Origin of the sequence: Clostridium nigeriense, from assembly GCF_050585245.1 — a bacterium.
GTDB lineage: Bacteria > Bacillota > Clostridia > Clostridiales > Clostridiaceae > Clostridium > Clostridium nigeriense_A.
Window position 1 is genome coordinate 1 of sequence record NZ_JBNOOF010000003.1, and the last position, 17,827, is coordinate 17,827.

Sequence of the window (17,827 nt, forward strand, 5' to 3'; positions counted from 1 at the left end):
ATTATAAATAACAATCTTATTAAAACAGAAAATGGAGATCTAGTTGAAAAGCAAGCAGCTCAAGTAGTTGTTAAGGACACAACAGAAATTACTCTTTAGAATCTAACATCATAGATTAGAGTTTCATATAAAGACCCATAGTAAAATATATAAGTGTTTTATTATGGGTTATTTCGTTTGTGTTAAAAAATTCCAACAATCGTTAAAAAAGCTTTACTTTATTTTACATAAATATGATATTGGTTAATTTTTCTACATGATATACTCCTATCAGATGTAAATTTAGAAATGGGAAAAGTAGATATTAAGGGAGGATATTATGGCTAAAAGAAAATTATATAAAAGTAAATTATTTATCTTGGGGTTAACGGCTTTAATTTGTACTACACCAATGGAAGCTATGGCAGTAAGCACTAAAATATTATTAGTACAAGCTGATACAATTAAGGAAAGTGTTAAGGTAGAAAAAGTTCAAATCCCAGAATTATTAATTACAGAGATATTACCAGATTCTGCAAATATAAATGGGGCAGATGCTTATGAGTTCATAGAACTTTATAATAACTCAGATAGAGAAATAAGTTTAAAGGATTATAAGATATATTACAATTATCCTGATAAGGGTGATTCAAGCGATGTATTATGGGTAGATATTAATGATGATATTAAAGTTAAAAGTGGAGAGGCTGTTGTTTTCTGGATTAAGAATGGAAGTAACAACGATTTAACAGCAGAAGATTTTAATAAACATTTTAGTACACAGTTAGAAATTAATAAGAATTTATTTGAAGTTTATAGTGCAGGTATGGCTAATAGTGGGGCAAGAGCTCTTAGACTTACTACAAGCACATATGAGGAAGTAGATTTCGTTGCTTACAATATGAATGGTGTAAAAGATACAAGTGCAGATAAATCTATAAAGTATCTTTTTGATAAAGAAACTGGTGAAAGTATTATGACAAGCAATAAATCTGTTCCAGATCCAGGTACTGTTAAAGATGAGGATAAACCTGTACAATCTACCTCTAATGCTCCAGTAAATCCACCAACAGTAGAAAATATCACTGCTGAAAAATTTAGTAGTGAAGAGGGCTTACTTTTTAAAGTAAATGCAAGTTCTGATGAAACTAATATTAAAACTGTTAAGTTAAGCTATAAAAGTAATAAGATGAGTGATTATGAAACATATAATTTATTAAAAGAAGATGGAGACATATTTTCAAAAGAAATTTCTAAGTATGATTTAATAGGGAAGGCTTATTTTGATTATTATTTTGAAGTTAGCGATGGTTTTACAACTGTAACAACTCCTATAAAGAGAATTGAAAATTCTGAAGTAGACATTTCAAATATTAGATTTAACATAGATGAAAATCAGTACTTATTTGGTCTAGATAATTTAATTACAACAGGTGATAAATTGCTTATTGATGGAGAAGATAAAACTTCTGAAGCAGTTCCATCTATAGAAAATAAGGCTAAAATTGTTTTTGATATTAAAGATACAGATACATTCTTTAAAAATGCAGTTGCAATTGGTAATGATGTTCTTGGAATATTTAATGAAGGAACCTATGATAATTGGGATACAATAGCCTATGATGTAGATCCAACTTATTTTGTTAAGGGTGAAAAGATTCAAATTGATATTCATGCAGGTAATAAGGCAAATGCATTAGAGCATAATGAAGAAAATAATGATGATTTTGTTGTTAAGAATATTAGATTAATATTACCAGATGGAAGCATTCTACGTCCAGAAGGGTTTGAAAATCCTGAAGAAGTTATTAAAATGGGAGACTCAGCAGGGAAAATAGAAATATTAAATGCTATATTTGCACCAAGCAATGATTCTTTTAATGCACTAAGATATGAAATAGATACAACAAAGCTTAGTGATGGAGATCATATTATAACTGGAAACTTAACTTCATCAAAAGAAAGTGAAGATGTAAAATTTATTGTAGATAACACTGCACCTGTAATAACTACTAATATTAAAGATAATGAAATATATAAGGGTACAAATGAAATCACAGTAGATGCTACAGATAAAATATCAGGAGTTAAGGAAGTAGTAGTAAAATTAGATGATAAAAAAATAGAATTACCATATGCCTTTAGAGCATTAGAATTATCCCCAGGTGAGCATACTTTAACAATTTATGCTGTTGATAACTGTAATAATGAATATACTAAGGAAGTTAAATTTATTATTCCAGAAGAAAGTGCAAAGTTAGGTTTAAAAATAACTCCAGGAGCTGGAGCAATATTAAGTTCTGATCCAGTATTTAAAATAGAAGCAACTGATAGCACAAATGATATTATGACTGTTTCATTTAAAAAGGGTGAAAGATATGTTTTAGGTGATTATAATATTTCTAAAACTGAAGGGGTTAGCCAAACAGCAGGAAGTAATGGACAGGTATTTAATAAAGATTCTAGTAATGGATTCCCTTATGAAGAGTTTGACATCCAATTAAGCGATGCGATAAATGAAAATTCTACAATTCAAGTAGATTGGACTGGAACTTCAAATAATTTAAAAACTAAAATGTATGTATATAATTATACAACAGGATCTTTTGATATAGTTACAACTGAAATGGAGCAAAATGGCGATGAAATTAAATTAATTGGTACAGTTTCTTTAAAGGATCATTTAAAAGACAATAAAGTAAAAGTTATGGTGCAAAATGGAGAAGGATATACTCCAACACAATATGAGGCAGGAACTCCTGCAGTTCCTTCTGAAAATGCCAATATTACAACAAGTAATGAAAATGATGTAGATAGAAATACTTATGACTTTAGTTTTGCACTGGAAAGTGATACACAATATTATAATGAAGATACAGCAGATAATCCTAATATTGTAGGTAAATATGAACATCAATTAAATATACATGATTGGTTACTTGCAAATCGTTCAAGGATGAATATACAATATTTATTCCATGATGGAGATATTATTGATGATGTAGATATGATTTCTCAATGGGAAAATGCTGATGCTGCTTATAAAAAGTTAGATGAAGCAGGACTACCTTATGGTGTATTAGCTGGTAATCATGATGTTGGTCATCTAACAGGGGATTATACAAATTACAGTACTTACTTTGGAGAAAATAGATTTATAAATAATCCATGGTATGGGGGAAGTTATAAAAATAATAGAGGTCACTATGATTTAATTACTGTAGGTGGAATTGACTTTATAATGATGTATGTAGGTTGGGGAGTTTCTGATGAAGAAATAGAATGGATGAATGATGTTCTTAAGAAATATCCAGAGAGAAAGGCAATTTTAAACTTCCATGAATACTTACTTGCAAGTGGAGGCCTTGGGGAAGAACCACAAAGAATATTTAATGAAGTAGTTTCTACAAATTCAAATGTATGCATGGTTTTATCAGGTCATTATCATAATGCACAAACTGTAGTAAATGAGTTTGATGATGATGGTGATGGAGTGAATGATAGAAAAGTATATCAAATGCTATTTGATTATCAAGGATTACCAGAAGGTGGTATGGGATATATGAGATTAATGCATTTTGATTTAGAGTCTGGAAAAGTTTTATTTAGAACTTATTCACCTTCATTAGATGATTATAATGCAAAGGATACAGTTTCAGGTGGAGATACTATATTAGGAGAAGAATCCTTTGATATTTCTTTTGCTGATTTAGGAATTGAGCCAGAGAAAAAGACAATTGAAACAACAAACTTAGATGTAAATGTGTATACTGATGAAGTAATTGGTACAGTAAATGATGTAACTAACGACACTGAAATTTCATATACATTAGAAAATGCAGAAAATGGTGTATATGGATGGTATGCAGAAGTTACAGATGAGTTTGGTGGACTTTCTAGAACAAATGTAAATTACTTTACAGTAGATAAAGATATTGTAAAGCCAAGTATAACTTTACCTAAGAATAATGAAATTCCTTTAGGAACAGAATTTAATCCAATGGATGGAGTTACTGCAAGTGATGATAGAGATGGTAATTTAACTTCTAAAATAGTTGTAGAAGGTACTGTTGATACAACTAGAGAAGGAGAATATACAATTACCTATACAGTATCTGATAATGCAGGAAATATAGAAGTAGTATCAAGAATTATCACTGTTAGGAAGATAGATGATTCTACTCCAGGAGAAGATAACAATAACAGCAATAATGATGGTAGCAATGGTGGAAATAATAATGGAAATAACAACGGAGGAACAAGCTCCGGATCTAACTCAGGAAATAAATTAGATACTTCCAATAAAGAAAGCTTACCTAAAACAGGAAGCGAATCAGTTATATACCTTGCTTTAGGAGCTTTATCATTAATTGGAGCTGGGATTGCCTTAGCAAAGAAGAAAGTATTAAGACTTAAAAGTAAATAGTAAGATAAATAAATAATGCCCTAGGGTATCAGAAAGCTTGGAAATTTTAAAGCCTGATACCTTGGGGTATGGTGCTGTTATACAATGAAAAATTAAATTAATCAAATACAAAGGGAGTGGCGTTTTTGCGACTTCCTTTATATTTTAAAAATGCTTATTTTATATGTCTTTGAAGATTTTTTTTGATTCAATTATAATTTAATTAATTTAGAGCAGTAAATTCACTTGAGATAGTTTAATTACTCTTCAAGTTAGTTAAATAATATATACAAATAGGGAGCAAAAACTGCACCCCACTACCTTCTTGAAAATGTTATCATAAAATTAAAGATGGTAGTAAAAATACTTTATAAGGATGAGGTAATTTTTATGAATATTAATAGGTTAAGTTTATTGAATTCATTGTTTTCAATAATAAATGAGAATCATCAAGAAAGTTCAAATTATGTGATTGCTCACTATTTTTTGAAACACTATCATCAACTATCAGAACTAAATATATATGATGTTGCTGCAGAATGTTTTGTTTCAAGATCTAGTATAAGAAGGTTTTGTAAATCTATAGGGTTTGATAATTTTTTAGATTTGAAAACTGCTTTTAAAGAATATGATGATAAATATTCTTATTATATTAAGCACTCTAATAGGGAGAATTATAGAGATAGTTTAACTAGGGAAATAAATGAAATGATAGTTGAGCTTGATAAAAGAATGAATGTAGATGAAGTTGATAAAATTGCAGATAGGATATATAAAAGTAAAACTGTAGTTTTTCTTACCGCGGGAGCAGCTATGTCTATAATTCAAGAATTTCAACAATCTATGATTTTTCATGGCAAAATCATTAATATAGTTTCTGATTTATATACGGACAAGCCTTTAATAAGTACTTTAGATAAAGGAGATATGATAGTAACTATATCTGCTATGGGAACTTTTGCAATGGCATCTCGTGAATATGTTTCACAAAGTAATGCATTTAAAATTTTAGTAACTGTAAATAGAAATGAAGAGTTTAAAAAATGGTATGATAAAGTCTATCATTTGAGTGCTATTGATAGATCAAAGGATGGCAGAAGTGTTTATGAAAAGTATGGTATAAGCTATATGTTTGATATTATCTATAGTGCATATGTAAGAAAGTATGGAAATATAAAGAATTAATATTGAAAGGAATGAAGAATTTATGTACTACAAAACTAATCCTATTTTTCCGAAAAATTTTATGTGGGGGGCATCTAGTGCAGCATGGCAAGTTGAAGGAGCGGTTGCAGAAGGTGGAAGGACACCAGCAATTATAGATTTAAATAGTAAGAAAAAGAAGCCTTTTGCAGATAATTCAATTGCAGCAGATCACTATCATCATTATAAAGAAGATGTACAATTAATGGCTGAATGTGGATTTTCATCTTATAGATTTTCTATTTCATGGTCAAGAATTATTCCTCATGAAGATGGAGAAGTGAATTCAGAAGGAGTTAAGTTTTATAATGATTTAATAAATGAGCTGTTAAAAAATAATATAACTCCAATTGTGACTCTATACCATTATGATATGCCAGTTTGGGTAGATGAAATGTGCGGAGGATGGAGAAATAGAACTGTTATTGATGCTTTTGATCATTATGTTAGAGTTTGTTTCAAAGCTTTTGGAGATAGAGTTAAGTATTGGCTATCAATTAATGAACAAAATATGCAAATATGCTATGGTAATTGGCTAGGAATAGATAAAGGTTGTGATGATTGGGAAAAGGAGAAGTGGAAGATTAATCATATAATGAATCTTTGTCATGCTAAAGCTGTAATAGCGTGCCATGAATTAGTCGATGGAGGAAAGATTGGACCAGTTCCAGGATATGTTCCAATTTATCCTGAAAGTTGTAAACCAGAAGATCAAATAGCAGCAATGAATGCTGAAGAGCTTACTGAAAAAGTTTGGAATGACTTATATGTTCATAGAGAATATAACGGATTTATAAAAAAATATTGGGATGACAATGATATAGATCCAGATATTAGACCAGGGGATATGGAGCTAATCAAAGAAGCTAAAATTGACTTTTTTGCTTTAAATTGCTACAGAAGTAATGTGGCAAAGGATTGTAAGCCAGAAGAAGAGTATTTAGAACTGCAACTTAATAAAAATGGAGTAAAGGGACAGTTTATCTATCCTAAATACCCAGGTGTATATCAATTAGCAGCTAATCCAAATGTTGAAACTACAGATTGGGATTGGGAAATTGATCCTATTGCTATGAGATATATGTTACGTTATATGTGGGATCACTATCAACTGCCAATGATGATTACTGAAAATGGCTATGGAGCTCATGAATCTCTTGGAGAAGATGGATGTGTACATGATGAAGAGCGTATTAATTTCTTAAGAAATCAAATATATCAAGTTGGACTAGCTATAATGGATGGGTGTGAAGTTATTTCATATAATCTATGGTCCTTTACAGATTTATTAAGTACAGGTAATGGTATGGCAAAGAGATATGGATTAGTTTATGTAAATACAACTGATGAAGATGTTCTTGATTTAAGAAGAATCAAAAAGGATTCATTCTATTGGTATTCAAAGTTAATTAAGTCTAATGGTAAAGAGTGGTAGATTGATAAGGGGGAAATTTTATGAATTACAAAAATATGGCAACAAATATTCTTAAGGAATGTGGTGGAATTGATAATGTTGCTGTGGTAAATCATTGTGCAACTCGATTAAGACTGACTTTAAATGATGAAACAAAAATTAGTGAAGAAAATATTAAAAGTATATCAGGTGTAATGGGGATAGTTTCCAGAGGAAAAGAAATTCAAATAGTTATTGGAACTGATGTTGGAAATGTTTATAATCAGTTTATTAAACTAGGTAACTTTAAAAAGGGTGGAAAAGTTAATGAAGATGGAAAAAAGAATATTTTAGGTACTATTGTTGACTTTATAAGTGGAACTTTTGTTCCAGTACTCCCAATATTAGTTGCAGCTGGGCTGGTATCAGCAGTATTGAATATATGTGTGACCTTCTTTGGACTTGCTACAGACACAGGAACATATGTGGTTTTAAATACAATAAATAATGCTGGATTTTTCTTTTTACCAGTTTATGTTGGATATAGTGCAGCTAGAAAATTAGGTGTAAACCCTATGATGGGAGCTTTTTTAGCAGCTATACTTGTTCATACCAATATAGATGGTGTTGCAGGGTTAGATTTTTTAGGGATTCCTATAACTCAAGCGACTTATAATACATCAGTTATCCCAATAATTCTTGGTGTATTATTTATGAGTTTAGTTGATAGAATTGTAGATAAAATTACTCCAAAAGAAATCAAATTCTTTGCAAAGCCTTTAATAACTATATTAATAGTAGCTCCTGTTACTTTAATTGCTCTTGGACCTTTAGGAGTAATAATAGGTAATTATGTAGCAGAAGGATTAACATTTATTAATACTAAGCTTGGATGGTTATCAGTAGGATTAATTGGAGCTTTAACTCCAGTTCTTGTAATGACAGGAATGAACCAAGCATTATTCCCATTAGTATTCGCAGCTATGGCTGAGTATGGATATGATGCATTTGTTATGCCTGGAATGCTAGCTTCCAATGTAGCAATTGGAGCGGCAGCTTTAGCAGTTTATTTTAAATCAAAGAATCAAGATGTTAAGGGGCTAGCATTATCTTCAGGATTAACTGGAGTATTAGGAATAACAGAACCTTCAATATTTGGAGTATTACTAAGATTTAAGAAACCATTTATTGGAGCAATGATAGGTGGTGGAATTGGAGGATTATTTGCAGGTATAATGCAGGTTAAACAATATGCTGTAGTTTCTCCAGGTATAGCAGCATTACCTACATTTATTCCTACAGATGGATTAGGAGTAATGACTAATTTTTATTTAGCAGCAGTTACAATAGCAATATCTGTTGTATGTGCATTTATAGCTACATGGATATTAGGGTTTGAAGATGAATCTAAATAAGTGTCTTAAAAGGAATGGAGTTTTTATTTCCATTCCTTTTAAGACACTTGAAAAAGTATTAGGACTAAAAATAATTATAAAAAGTTAGAACTTTTGAGTAGGGTAGCAGAATTTTGAGATATCTCAACTTTCTGATATCCTGGGGCATAGATTAATCTACAATATATTAAGAGTATTTTCATCAACTTTGAAGTCTTCATCTTTAACTTTTAATTCTGCAACATTTCCTAAGAAGATAACTCTAAATAATTTAAATCTTCTTATTACATAATTTGAAAAAGGTAAACACAGTGAACCTATAATAAGGTTGCTTACAAAAAAGATAGAGTAATTTTCAATTTTAAGTATAGTACTTATTAAAATCATTGATGCTATTTGGAAAAACCATGAGAAGATATAAATATCTATGGAACGTTGTCCAATAAATTTTAGCATATTATTTGATGAATTTACCTTTGTTGCTAAATTATAAACTAGTATTATTCCAAAAAAACCAGATATAAATATTAATGAATTAAGAAAATAATTATTAATTGGAAAATTGCTAGTATAGATATACGTAGTAATGCTAATTATTAAAAGAGAAATAAATATAAAATATCTTTTTTCAAATAATATCTTTGACTTAGAATAGAATTTTCTAAATATAATACCTAATAAAAAGAAAACTAAGAAAAAAGTAACTCTATTAAGGGCTAAAAAACTTATATTATTTGGGAAAAATATATTTAGCATTATAGCTATTGCTAAAGTAAATTTAATAGGAATCTTTAAGATCAATGGAGCCAAAATAGAAATAAAAAGTAAAGTATATAAAAACCATAAGGCACCCATTATTCCATTCTCAGGATATAAGAAAATTACTTTTATCATATCTGCTAGTCCTTTTATTCCTACAGGTGAATTAGTTATTTGCTTTAAAATAATAATTAAAGCATTAGTTATTATAGAAATTGTTAAAAAAGGTAATCCTAAGCGATAAAGCTTTTTTCTTATAAAAGGTAAGTACTGTGTTTTTAAATTCATATCTAATAATTTTAATGAAAGAAAACCTGATACGAAAAAGAAAACAGGCATATGGAACATATAAATAAATTGTACTATAAATTCATATATATCTGGACGTGGTAAAAATGAAGGGGTAGCAGCATGTCCAATAAACACTAGAATTATTGCTATCCCTTTCATATAATCTACTTCATTAAAATAGTCTGCGTTTTTAAGCATTAGTAATCCTCCTTATAAATTTAATGTAACCATTTACGGATAACTATTTAATATTATAACATTATTAGTCAGTAGTAAATACTAATAATATAATTCTTTTGATAACGTTACAAATTCATTATTGACAACGTTATACTGATGTGATATTATGTAGACAAGTTAATAATGTTAGTAATTAGGATTGTTACTGGATAGCAGGCAAGACCTAATAGGTATATAAATGTAATTTTAGGTGTAATGAATTATATTTATATACCTATTAGGTCTTTTTTAAAATTCATATATGCTAGGAGTTTTATATATGAGGATTACACGCATAATAAATAATAATGTAATATGTGCAGTAAATGAAAGAAATCAAGAGAGAATTCTTTTAGGAGCAGGAATTGGATTTCAAAAGAAAAAAGGTGAAAAAGTAGATAAAAGTAAAGTGGAAAAGGAATTTTTCTTAAAATCTAAATCTGTATCAGGAAAGCTTTTCTCCATATTAACTCAAATTCCTATGGAGTATATGAGGGTTACAGAGAGTATTATAAAGTATGCTAAAGAAACCCTTAATGAAGAGCTAAGTGAAAATATTTATTTGACATTAACAGATCATATAAGTTTTTCTATAGCAAGACAGGAAAAGGGGTTACCTTTTAGTAATGCGTTATTATGGGAAATAAAAAGATTCTATCCTAAGGAGTTTAGTATAGGATTGAAAGCATTAGAGCTTTTAAATGAAGAGTTTAATATAACTTTACCAGAGGATGAAGCAGCTTCAATTGCAATGCATATAGTAAATGCAGAACTTGGGGGAGAAGCTATAAGGGATACTATACAAGTTACTGAATTTATTCAAAATGTATTAAATGTAATAAGATATCATTTTAAAATTGATATTGATGAAGATTCATTATATTATAGTAGATTTTTAACTCATTTAAAGTTTTTTGCTTATAGAATACTAAATAGTACTTTAAGTGAATTTGGAGATGAAGATTTTGAAGAGGTTGTTAAGTTAAGATATCCAGAAGCTTATGAATGTACTTTAAAAATTGCTAAGTTGATTAAGGATAAGTATAATAAAGAATTAAATTCAGATGAATTAGTTTATTTAACTGTTCATATTAAGAGAATTATTACAAGTTAGTAAAAATTGAATGAGACCTATTTAATAGGATTGTTACTGGTAGTGCAGGCAAGACCTAGAGTATTAAAAAGAGTTTGTTTATAAACTAATTTTTTATAAATTTAGTTTATATTTAAAGTTTCTTTCTAATACTCTAGGTTTTTTTTATAAAAATTTAAAGGAGAGAAGAATTATGGATTTTAAAAAGATGGCCAACGAAATATTAAAGTTAGTTGGTGGAGAAAAAAATGTAGCTAGTGTTACAAATTGTATGACTAGATTAAGATTTAATTTAAATGATGTTAGTAAGGCTGACACAGAGTCTATAAAGAAACTTGAAGGAGTTCAAGGTGTAGTAAATAAAAATGGACAATTTCAAATAATAATTGGAACAAACGTAAGTAAAGTTTGCGATGAAATACATAAACTAGGTAAATTTGCTGAAAACTCAGCATCAGATTCTGAAGATAAAGAAACAGGAGTTATAAATAAAGTTTTAGGCACTATTACAGCAATATTTACTCCTGTTATCCCAGCTCTTGCAGGATCAGGTATGATAAAGGCTTTATTAGCAGTATTAAAGCTTTTTGGATTAGTAGATGCAGGTACTCAAACTTATGCTTATTTAAGCTTTTTAAGTGATACAGTATTCTATTTCTTACCAGTTATATTAGCTTATTCAGCTGCTAAGAGATTTAAATGTAGTCCTTATTTAGCTGCTGTACTTGGAGCTGCTTTATTACATCCAAGTTTTTCAGCTTTAAATACTGGTGATCCAGTTGCTTTCTTTGGAATACCTGTAAATATAATTTCTTATAGTTCAAGTGTTGTTCCTATACTTTTAATAGTATTTGCACAATCATATATTGAAAAATTTGCAAAGAAGATATCACCTGCTTCAGTAAAAGTATTTTTAGTACCACTTATTACTTTAATAATAACTTCTTTAATAGGGTTTACTGTTTTAGGACCATTAGGAAATTATATTGGACAAATTCTTGCTATCGGAATGAACTTTATAAATGATAGAGCTGGATGGCTTATTCCTGTAATTATGGGTACATTTACTCCATTATTTATTATGACTGGTATGCATTATTGCTTTGCACCTATCCAACAAATTCAATATGCAACTTTAGGATATGGTACAATTTTAGGACCTGGTATGTTATCATCTAATATTGCTCAAGCAACATCAGCTTTAGTAGTGGGATTAAAAACTAAGAATAAATCATTAAAGCAATTAAGCTTATCAAGTAGTACAACTGCATTTATGGGTATTACAGAACCAGCTTTATATGGTGTAAACTTTAAGCTTAAAAAACCTTTATATGCATCTATGATAGGTGGAGGTATAGCTGGTCTTTATGCTGGTATTACTGGAATAAGAACATATGCATCAGCAACAGCAGGACTTGCTGCAATTCCAGTTTATATTAGTGATGATATGTCAAATGTTTTAAATGCATGTATTACAATAGTTGTTGCAATAGTTGCTACTACAATAGTTACGTTAATACTAGGATTTGATGATATTGAAGAAGAAAATAAAGAAGTTTCCACAGAAAAAGTTGAAAATACAAGTAAATCAATAGTAGGCGAAGTATCTGTATCTGCTCCAGTAGAAGGAGAAGTTATTCCATTATCAGAAATGAATGATGATGTATTTGCACAAGAGCTTATGGGTAAAGGTATGGCTGTTATACCAACAGTAGGAAAAGTTTTTGCTCCATTTGATTGTACAGTTGAATCTCTATTTAAAACTAATCATGCTATTGGATTAAAGGATGAAAATGGTGTAGAATTACTAATTCATATTGGAATAGATACAGTTAAGTTAGAAGGAAAATATTTTAAGTCTTATATAAAACAAGGTGATGTAGTTAAATCAGGAGATTTATTAATAGAATTTGATAAAGAAGCTATTAAGAATGCTGGATATGATATAACTACAGCAGTTATTGTTACTAATACAGCAGATTATATGGATGTATTAGGAACTGAAAAAACTTATGTTAAGAAGGAAGATACATTAATAAGAGTTCTTAATTAAGAAAGGAGAATTTTAATGAGATCAAGATTTAATGAAGGTTTCTTGTGGGGAGGTGCTATAGCAGCTAACCAATGTGAAGGTGCTTATAATGAAGATGGAAAGGGACTATCTATTCAAGATATAATGCCACATGGAATAGTTGGACCAATTTCTGATGGGCCAGTAGAGGAAAATTTAAAGTTAGTTGGTATAGATTTTTATCATAGATATAAAGAAGATATTAAACTATTTGCAGAAATGGGATTTAAGACATTAAGATTTTCAATTGCTTGGTCTAGAATATTTCCTAATGGAGATGAAGAGACTCCAAATGAATTAGGATTAAAGTTTTATGATAATGTTATAGACGAATGTTTAAAATATGGCATTGAACCATTAGTAACCTTATCTCATTATGAAACACCACTTCATTTAGCTAAGACTTATGATGGATGGAGAAATAGAAAACTAATAAAGTTCTTTGAGAATTATTGTAGAGTAGTTTTTGAACGTTATAAGGGCAAGGTAAAATATTGGCTTACATTTAATGAGATAAATTCTGTAATACACTTTCCATTAATGGGAGCTGGAATATTAACTCCAAAAGCAGAGTTAACTAAGCAAGATGTCTATCAAGCAGCTCATCATGAATTAGTTGCAAGTGCATTAGCAGTTAAACTAGCTCATGAAATTATGCCAGATGCAAAGGTTGGATGTATGGTACTTGGAGTAGTAAATTATCCTATGACTCCACATCCAGATGATATGATAGCTTCAATGGAACGTGATCAGGATCTTATGTTCTTTACAGATATTCATGTAAGAGGTAAGTATCCAAGATATACAAAGAAGCTATTTAAGGAATTAGGTGTTAATATTCAAATGGAACCAGAAGATGAAGAAATACTAAAAAATACAGTAGACTTTATATCTTTTAGTTACTATATGAGTAAATGTACAGCTAAAGATTTATCAAAGTATGAAAAAGGAAGAGGGAATTTAACTTCAGGAGTTAAGAATCCGTATTTAGAAGAATCAGAATGGGGATGGCAAATAGACCCACAAGGGTTAAGATATATATGCAATTACTTCTATAATCGTTATGAAAAACCATTATTTATCGTTGAAAATGGCTTAGGTGCTGTAGACGAATTAGTTGAAGTAGATGGTGAAAAAACAGTAATTGATGATTACCGTATTAAATATTTAAATGACCATTTAGTTGAAGTAGGAAAAGCTATAGAAGATGGTGTTGAAATAATGGGATACACAAGCTGGGGATGTATTGACTTAGTTAGCGCTTCTACAGCAGAATTAAAGAAGAGATATGGATTTATATATGTTGATAGACAAAATGATGGTTCAGGTACTTTAGAACGTTATAAGAAAAAGAGCTTCAATTGGTATAAAGAAGTTATAAGAACTAATGGTGGAAGTTTAATAGATTAACAAACTAGAAAAATTTAATCAATTTACGAATATATATTATTGATATTTTGGTATTTTGAGATTATCTAATATTTCATAATTCCGAACTTGAGAGGAATTATATCCTTATCTATAAAGGATATTAAGGAAGATGTTGAAGATGTAGCAGTGGTATCTTTAATGGATACTATTATAGACAACAATCTTATAAAAACAGAAAATGGAGATCTAGTTGAAAAGCAAGCAGCTCAAGTAGTTGTTAAAGATACAACAGAAATTGAACTTTAGAACTTTAGTCTTATAGGCTAAAGTTTCATATAAGGGCCCATAGTAGAATACTATAAGTATTTTACTATGGTTTTTTTTACTTTACAAAAAACAAATAAAGTTTATTATGATATTCAATTAATAAAGATTATGTAGTGTAATGCTTGAGTTTTTACTACGTGATATTTTCTTAAATTTAGCCAGGAAAAATAATTTGGATATATACAAAAGAAGACAAATTATGATAAAGGTTATGTGGTAAAATTTAGCAGAAAGATTGGGTGCAAAGGGGAGATTTATTAAAGATGATTATACTAATTACCAAGATTTTATTGATTTAAAATGTAAGTCTGATTTAACACAAAATGCAATAGCAAATATAAAAAGTCTATTTGGAAAATATATAGGTCATGAAGATGAATATTTAGTTTCAGCAAATGCATATTTTTCGGCATTACAAGATTTAAAATTATATAGAGGCAAAAAATATTGTTGGATATGTGGTGAAAGATTAGGAGTATTTTCTTTAGGAGTTATATGTAAAAAACATGAAAATATAGAATATATTCTGTAAATTTTTAAATTGTTAAAGAACTAATTTTTGTATAATTAGCATATAGGAGTTATAAGATGTTAGAAAATATATTATCTAATTTATTATTAATTTTAATAGCTATTTTTGGCTTTTCATATATGAGTATAGGAAAGCCTAAAAATAAAACAGTAAAGATTAATAAAAAAAATGGTGAAGAAATTTATATAAGAAAAAGTAATTTTACTAAAAAAGTATTATTTACAATTTTATTAATAGTATTAGTAAATGTTATATTAACAGCGAAACAATAATATTTATAGAAAAAGATTTCTTGAGTGATATAAAAATCATGGCTTTTTAAAGGATTGATATATAATTGGTAGGAGATTCATACTATCTTACGAAACTTTAAAACTATTTGAAGCTAAAGGGGAATTAGCATATTGTGGAGTTGGAGAAAAATTAAGCGATAGTAGTTAGAAGTTTGTGTAATAAAAATGAGTTATATAATTAAAGAAAATAGAGTATATATTGAATGATAAAAATAATTATTAATACAAATAAAATAGATAAGTATAGGGGGGCTTAGATTATGGCAAGACCATTAATTTTCTCAAAGAAAGATACTAAATTTGGAATAGATTTAAGTGTTAATACTAATATAAACACTAAACCAAGTATAGTATCTTCTATTAATGTGGAAAAAGAACTTAGAAAAAAAAGAAGTGACAAGTATATGGACTTATGTAAAATACTTGATGCTAATGGATGCTCATTACCACAACAATATGTTGATGATATTGTTAATAGAATAAAAGGAGAGTTTAATGAGCTAGGAATACCGGAAGATAAAATGCCAATTACTATAGTTGCCAAATGCTATTTAGGTGAAAATTTTGAAGTTCATAAACTAGATATGATAGGAAGAATAGTTTGTCATTTTAGAGATTATGAAAAAATGGATCCTTTAAGTGAAAGAGCTAGAAACCTATCTCAAAATCCAAATTATGAATTTATAGAAGTATATACTGATTACTTAAGAGCTATCTATCATGATGGTTCAGTAAGTGAAGTAAGAATATAATTTAGGGGGAAATAATATGGCAGAAGGATTGCAGATTATAAATGATAATATTGGTAAGGTGCTTAGTAGTGTTAATGTAGTTAATAAAAACTTACAAGTTTTAGAGAATAACATACATGAAGTAAATAAATCAGTAATAACTGTTGAGGGAAAAGTCATCGGAGTTGAACAAGCTATTGAAGAAATAAAAAATGACTTATTAGAATTTATAAGAAAAGATACTTTGGCGAAGAACTTACAATTAGCTGAGACTAAAATACTACAAGTAAGACAAGAAATTGAAAGTAAGTTTGGTCATAATAAGATTGTTAGAAGAAATACAACTGGTATTCTTCAAGGGATAGATGCAAAAATAATAAGAAAAGAAGCTATAGTGTCTAATACAGAAGAAATGATGTTAAACACACCAGGATATTGGTTAGCACCAGCTTTAGTAGCATTATCAGCTTGGGTAATTGATAATAAAGAAATTGCAGATAGAGCGGTGCAAGAATCTATAAGAAGAAGTGATGAAAAAGCATCTCTATTCTTTACTTTAATAAATAGAAGATATGGTAGATATGAAGCAAGTGAAAAATGGTTAAACAGATATATAGAAATGCAAGATCCAAAGCATTTACCACAAGATATGGTTGTGGTTCTTGATGCTTATTCAAATGGTTTATTTGGACAAGGTTTAACAAATCAATGTTATGAAAAAATTGATACTTGGATAACTGAACTTTCAGAACAGGTTGGATTTGTAGAAAAACAAAGAGAAAATTGGAAGAAAGCATTAGGAAGTAAGATAACAAAGACTGATATATCAGGATTTACTTACTTAAATAAATATTCAGAAAATTTAGAGAAATTACAAGAAGTTATGGATAATACAACAATTCATGAAAACTTATATGAGTACTTTAAAGAAATATTTGAAAGTGAAATACAATCAACCAAAAGAATAGAAGTAGCATTAGATCAATTATTAGATAAACTTGTATCTGAATTTGATACAGAAGAGTTACCATTAAAGAAAGAAGAAAAAAGACTTGTCTCTATCATAGATGAAGGTGGAGATGAAACAAAAGCAAAAATTAGGTTTGAAGCTGAAGAAAGTATTTATAATTCATTTATAGAATTTACAACATTATTAACAAACTCCGCTATGTTTGCAGAAAAAAATAATGCATCTAAAGCAACTCAAAGATTGTCTATAGCTTTATCAAAAAAATGGATTATAGATGCATATAATGATAAAGTTACAGAAATACGAACTAAGTTTTCAACTAAAATACCATTTGCTATAGGGGAATGGAAGGGTCAGAGTAATGATGGAAAGAATGAAGAAGAAATGATTAAGAGTTTTGGTGATTATTGCATAAGAAATGAAAATAGTGAAATTGCTACTGTTAAACTATCTGGAAGTAATTACTTAAAAATTTTAAGTGCAGCGGTATTACCATTTATTAATCCATTTTTACTTATTGGTTCTGTAGGACTAGGGTATTGGTTCTATAAAGACTATAAGGGATTAGATAAAAGAAAAGAGACTATAAGTAATAAATATAATGAAATGAGAAAAAATGGTATAGGGATAATTAAAGCTATTATGGCTGAAGTTACAGACTTTATAAGAGATGTCCAAAATAAGGATAATATGTGTAAAGATACTTTAAATTATTTAGAAAATATAAATCCATCTCAATTTATCTATAATAAATATAGCGATACTAGACAAATATTATAATTAGGGGGAAATAATA

The 17,827-nt window shown here is 28.8% G+C and carries 13 protein-coding genes; 12 read left to right on the forward strand and 1 reads right to left on the reverse strand.

Annotated elements, in window-relative coordinates:
• Positions 1-319 precede the first annotated feature (319 nt).
• The 4 genes from ACQPUY_RS06165 (at position 320) to ACQPUY_RS06180 (ending at position 8,395) form a co-directional block, all read left to right on the forward strand.
• Positions 320-4,405, forward strand: coding sequence for an immunoglobulin-like domain-containing protein (locus ACQPUY_RS06165; protein WP_430840265.1), 4,086 nt, complete (start codon positions 320-322; stop codon positions 4,403-4,405).
• A gap of 369 nt (positions 4,406-4,774) precedes the next feature.
• On the forward strand, positions 4,775-5,569 hold the full coding sequence (locus tag ACQPUY_RS06170; protein WP_430840266.1) for a MurR/RpiR family transcriptional regulator: 795 nt from the start codon (positions 4,775-4,777) through the stop codon (positions 5,567-5,569).
• A 22-nt stretch (positions 5,570-5,591) separates the two neighbouring features.
• A complete protein-coding gene (locus ACQPUY_RS06175; RefSeq protein ID WP_430840267.1) occupies positions 5,592-7,022 on the forward strand; it encodes a glycoside hydrolase family 1 protein in 1,431 nt (476 codons plus the stop codon).
• Between the two features lie 20 nt (positions 7,023-7,042).
• Positions 7,043-8,395, forward strand: coding sequence for a PTS transporter subunit EIIC (locus ACQPUY_RS06180; RefSeq protein ID WP_430840268.1), 1,353 nt, complete (start codon positions 7,043-7,045; stop codon positions 8,393-8,395).
• Between the two features lie 156 nt (positions 8,396-8,551).
• Here the strand turns inward: ACQPUY_RS06180 and ACQPUY_RS06185 are convergent, their stop codons facing one another.
• A complete protein-coding gene (locus ACQPUY_RS06185) occupies positions 8,552-9,622 on the reverse strand; it encodes an acyltransferase family protein (protein WP_430840269.1) in 1,071 nt (356 codons plus the stop codon).
• A gap of 301 nt (positions 9,623-9,923) precedes the next feature.
• On the opposite strand from ACQPUY_RS06185, the gene licT reads away from it, so the two are divergent.
• The 8 genes from licT (at position 9,924) to ACQPUY_RS06225 (ending at position 17,811) form a co-directional block, all read left to right on the forward strand.
• On the forward strand, positions 9,924-10,757 hold the full coding sequence (licT, locus tag ACQPUY_RS06190) for a BglG family transcription antiterminator LicT (protein WP_430840270.1): 834 nt from the start codon (positions 9,924-9,926) through the stop codon (positions 10,755-10,757).
• Between the two features lie 172 nt (positions 10,758-10,929).
• Complete coding sequence (locus ACQPUY_RS06195; protein WP_430840271.1) at positions 10,930-12,789, forward strand: beta-glucoside-specific PTS transporter subunit IIABC; 1,860 nt, start codon at positions 10,930-10,932, stop codon at positions 12,787-12,789.
• Between the two features lie 15 nt (positions 12,790-12,804).
• A complete protein-coding gene (locus ACQPUY_RS06200) occupies positions 12,805-14,217 on the forward strand; it encodes a glycoside hydrolase family 1 protein (protein WP_430840272.1) in 1,413 nt (470 codons plus the stop codon).
• 87 nt (positions 14,218-14,304) lie between these two features.
• A complete protein-coding gene (locus ACQPUY_RS06205; protein WP_430840273.1) occupies positions 14,305-14,484 on the forward strand; it encodes a DUF2922 domain-containing protein in 180 nt (59 codons plus the stop codon).
• A 256-nt stretch (positions 14,485-14,740) separates the two neighbouring features.
• Positions 14,741-15,037 (forward strand): hypothetical protein, encoded by a 297-nt coding sequence (locus ACQPUY_RS06210; RefSeq protein ID WP_430840274.1) that lies wholly within the window; start codon positions 14,741-14,743, stop codon positions 15,035-15,037.
• Between the two features lie 56 nt (positions 15,038-15,093).
• Positions 15,094-15,309, forward strand: a complete 216-nt coding sequence (locus ACQPUY_RS06215; protein ID WP_430840275.1) for a hypothetical protein — start codon at positions 15,094-15,096, stop codon at positions 15,307-15,309.
• Between the two features lie 281 nt (positions 15,310-15,590).
• On the forward strand, positions 15,591-16,082 hold the full coding sequence (locus tag ACQPUY_RS06220) for a hypothetical protein (RefSeq protein WP_430840276.1): 492 nt from the start codon (positions 15,591-15,593) through the stop codon (positions 16,080-16,082).
• A 16-nt stretch (positions 16,083-16,098) separates the two neighbouring features.
• On the forward strand, positions 16,099-17,811 hold the full coding sequence (locus tag ACQPUY_RS06225) for a hypothetical protein (protein WP_430840277.1): 1,713 nt from the start codon (positions 16,099-16,101) through the stop codon (positions 17,809-17,811).
• Positions 17,812-17,827: the final 16 nt, after the last annotated feature.